The sequence below is a fragment of the Methanosarcinales archaeon genome (genome assembly GCA_014859725.1).
Lineage (GTDB): Archaea > Halobacteriota > Methanosarcinia > Methanosarcinales > Methanocomedenaceae > Kmv04.
Window position 1 is genome coordinate 1 of record JACUTQ010000215.1, and the last position, 3,151, is coordinate 3,151.

General features: G+C 45.5%; 4 protein-coding genes. 3 read left to right on the forward strand and 1 reads right to left on the reverse strand.

The genetic code is table 11. From position 1 onward, the window contains the following. Positions 1-231 precede the first annotated feature (231 nt). Both IBX40_12275 and pyrF read left to right on the forward strand, forming a co-directional pair. A complete protein-coding gene (locus IBX40_12275; GenBank protein ID MBE0525085.1) occupies positions 232-1,182 on the forward strand; it encodes a deoxyhypusine synthase in 951 nt (316 codons plus the stop codon). Continuing rightward, positions 1,179-1,829, forward strand: a complete 651-nt coding sequence (gene pyrF / locus IBX40_12280; GenBank protein ID MBE0525086.1) for an orotidine-5'-phosphate decarboxylase — start codon at positions 1,179-1,181, stop codon at positions 1,827-1,829. The genes IBX40_12275 and pyrF overlap by 4 nt, the downstream gene beginning before the upstream one ends. A gap of 90 nt (positions 1,830-1,919) precedes the next feature. Here pyrF and IBX40_12285 read toward each other — a convergent pair whose 3' ends face one another. Continuing rightward, on the reverse strand, positions 1,920-2,519 hold the full coding sequence (locus tag IBX40_12285; GenBank protein ID MBE0525087.1) for a class I SAM-dependent methyltransferase: 600 nt from the start codon (positions 2,517-2,519) through the stop codon (positions 1,920-1,922). Between the two features lie 93 nt (positions 2,520-2,612). On the opposite strand from IBX40_12285, the gene IBX40_12290 reads away from it, so the two are divergent. Continuing rightward, positions 2,613-2,894 (forward strand): hypothetical protein, encoded by a 282-nt coding sequence (locus IBX40_12290; GenBank protein MBE0525088.1) that lies wholly within the window; start codon positions 2,613-2,615, stop codon positions 2,892-2,894. Positions 2,895-3,151: the final 257 nt, after the last annotated feature.

Below are 3,151 nucleotides of genomic sequence, written 5' to 3' on the forward strand. Positions count from 1 at the left end.
ATTAAAGGCTTAAATAGAGTACAAAGTTATATAAAAGTTAAGCAATTGACCATAACTTTCAAATCAACAATTTTCGAAATAATAAGTACAAACAATGTGTAATAATTTCTTTCAAAAAACCGAAGTATATGCCCCCTTGAATAATATTTAATACACAAAAATTCATAATGATAAATGACATGTCTAAGGTAAAATCTAAACTTGAATTAGATAACATTGCTTTAATGAACCATGAAACATACGAAAAATCTTGACCAACCCATCCAGCCTGCAGCCATTTTTAGCGGCATGTCTGTGGATGAACTGATAAACCAGATGAGCGGTTGTGCCTTTGGCGCTGGCCGATTGGCGGAAGCAGTTGATATCTATACTGCCATGCTCAGGGATACTGATTGTACCAATTTTTTTGGACTGGCAGGGGCCATGGTGCCGGCAGGTATGCGAAATATCGTCAGCGGTCTTATAAGGGACGGCCATATTGATGTGCTGGTCACCACAGGAGCCAACCTGGTGCATGATATTATCGAGGGTCTGGGACTGCACCATTATAAAGGATCTGACCTTGTGGACGATATCCAGTTGAAACATGACCAGGTGAACAGGATATATGATGTGTTCCTGCCAGAGGAGCACTTTTCTGACCTTGAGGAAAAACTCCAGTCAGTATATTCTGGACTGGAAGGGACAACCATATCGATCAGGGAGATGCTGACCCATATCGGAAGTCAGATCGAAGACCAAAACTCAATCCTGCGAAGTGCATATGACACCAAAATCCCGGTATACTGCCCGGCCGTCCAGGATTCCATCGTCGGACTGCAGGCATGGCTGTTCAAACAGACCGGGAACCTGGTTGTGGATGCATTTGCTGATATGACAGAATTCATGGATATATGCTATGATGCAAAGCGTACAGGAGCACTGCTGGTAGGGGGAGGAGTACCTAAAAATTATATCCTGCAGAGTATGCTGGTGACCCCGAAAGATTTCGATTATGTTGTCCAGCTTACCACAGACAGGCCCGATTCCGGAGGCTTGAGCGGTGCCACCCTGGATGAAGCCCTTTCCTGGGGCAAGGTGGGTGAGGATGCCAGGCATATGACCGTGTATGGTGATGCTACCATTACACTGCCCCTGCTGGTGGCGGCCGCCAGAAGCCGTCTTGGAGGCAGCATAAAATGAAACAGGATACACAACTGATACTTGCCATGGATGTAACTGACAGGGATGCTGCCCTGGACATCACAGAAAAAACCGCGCCGTATCTGGATGCAGTAAAAGTGGGCTACCCCCTGGTGCTTGTGGCAGGGATCGATATCATAAGTGACCTGGCCCGGTTCGCTCCTGTGATCGCCGATTTCAAGGTCGCCGATATACCCAATACGGACCGCCTGATACTGCAGCAGGCATACCGGGCAGGGGCGGCGGCAGTGATCGTTCATGCTTTTACAGGGCACGACAGTCTTGCTGAATGCGTGGCCGAAGCTGCAAAATGGAACCGTGGCGTCTTTGCCGTGACCGAGATGAGCCACCCTGGTGCTTCCGATTTTCTGGCATCTGCTGCTGAGGATATGGCAAGAATGGCAGCCCAATCAGGAGTCACCGGCGTGGTAGCACCTGCCACACGGCCCCAGCGTGTTCATACAATTCGGGAGATCGTAGGTGATCTTACAATAATCTCTCCCGGTGTGGGTGTTCAGGGTGGAAGTGCGGCTGATACGATAAAAGCCGGGGCCGATTATGTGATAGTGGGAAGGAGCATTTACCAATCAGACAATCCTGCTGCGGTCGCAAAGAAAATAACTGATGAGATATTAACTGTATTATAGAATATGTGTCAATGATGAAAAACTTCTACTGAAAATTTGTGTGTAGAACCCTATGAGTACTGAGACACATAATTATCAGATGTAATACTCTCAGGGTTTCGACTTAATAAGCCTGAATACATCTTTTAATGCAAGGTTTTGTTCAGATATTATATTTAATCCGGCTTTCTTGATATTTTCAGCTGTCTTACGGTTGATATTGACTCCCATTGCACCGAAAGTTAAGGGATTGAAGATATCTTCGATCATAGACAATATGGCATGCTTACTTTTCATATGCTCCATATTGATAACCATCCCATCTGGTTTGCATACCCTTTTCATCTCTTTCAAAGCTGCCACAGGATCAGGTATTGAACACAGCACAAATGTCGTTATCACATAATCAAAACTGTGATTTTCAAATGCCAGATGCTCTCCATCCATTACAAAAAGTGAAACATTATCCATATTTTCTGCTCGTTTTTTGGCATGTTCCAGCATCTTTGAGCTGACATCCATTCCAACAACCCTGCAATTTTCCGGATAATATTTTAGGTTCTTACCAGTTCCCACTCCAATATCCAGTACAAAGCCACTTAGATCAGATAGGATCTGCTTCCTCCATTTGCCAAACATCAGATACTCTACTGTTGATTCCATTATGTCATAAACATAAGAAATGCGGTTATATTTCGTGATGATCGACATTATATTATCTATCGCCGTTTTCAATGATAAGTATAGGTGGGAAAATGCAAAGCATGAAAATTAGAAAAGGGTAGTACGTTAAAATTCTGTTTTATGCGGGACCCACCACCTGCTACCACCCACCTAAGCATCAATCCCCACTTCGCACCAAATGCCCGAAGGAATAATCGAAAAGCCCCTGCCACCCCCCACACCACAAGGGCAGGCGGAGCAGATCGAGAGAGGCACCCGGGCAAAGTGAAGGCGAGAGGGGCGGCAGGAGAACTGAAGAAGGAATGGAGTGCTGGAATCAGTTCAATATTAACTGCTGATGGATTTTGCCGAGACGGGATTAACAGGATTTACAGGATACGAGGTAGCATCAATATCCAGTAAATCCTGTAAATCCTGTCCAGAAATTTAAGTTAACCAAACAATGTTGAGCATTTTATAAAAATCCCACTTCGCACCCAAAGACCGCTAGAATAATCGAAAAGCGCCTGCCAATCCCCTCACCACAAGACCGGGCGAAGCAGATCTGGACGGGCACCCGGGCCAGAGTGAAGGCGAAGGGGCAGCAGAAAATCCGAAGAAAGGTGAGGGCTGCCCTGCATTTGCGATAAAGTCTTCATATTTTCCTCTATCTGGCTAAG

What these genes read in the sequence shown, in the direction of transcription:
- IBX40_12290 (MBE0525088.1), top strand. Translation starts at nt 2,613, where the DNA reads ATGCGGGACCCACCACCTGCTACCACCCACCTAAGCATCAATCCCCAC.
- IBX40_12285 (MBE0525087.1), bottom strand. Translation starts at nt 2,519, where the DNA reads ATGTCGATCATCACGAAATATAACCGCATTTCTTATGTTTATGACATA.
- pyrF (MBE0525086.1), top strand. Translation starts at nt 1,179, where the DNA reads ATGAAACAGGATACACAACTGATACTTGCCATGGATGTAACTGACAGG.
- IBX40_12275 (MBE0525085.1), top strand. Translation starts at nt 232, where the DNA reads ATGAAACATACGAAAAATCTTGACCAACCCATCCAGCCTGCAGCCATT.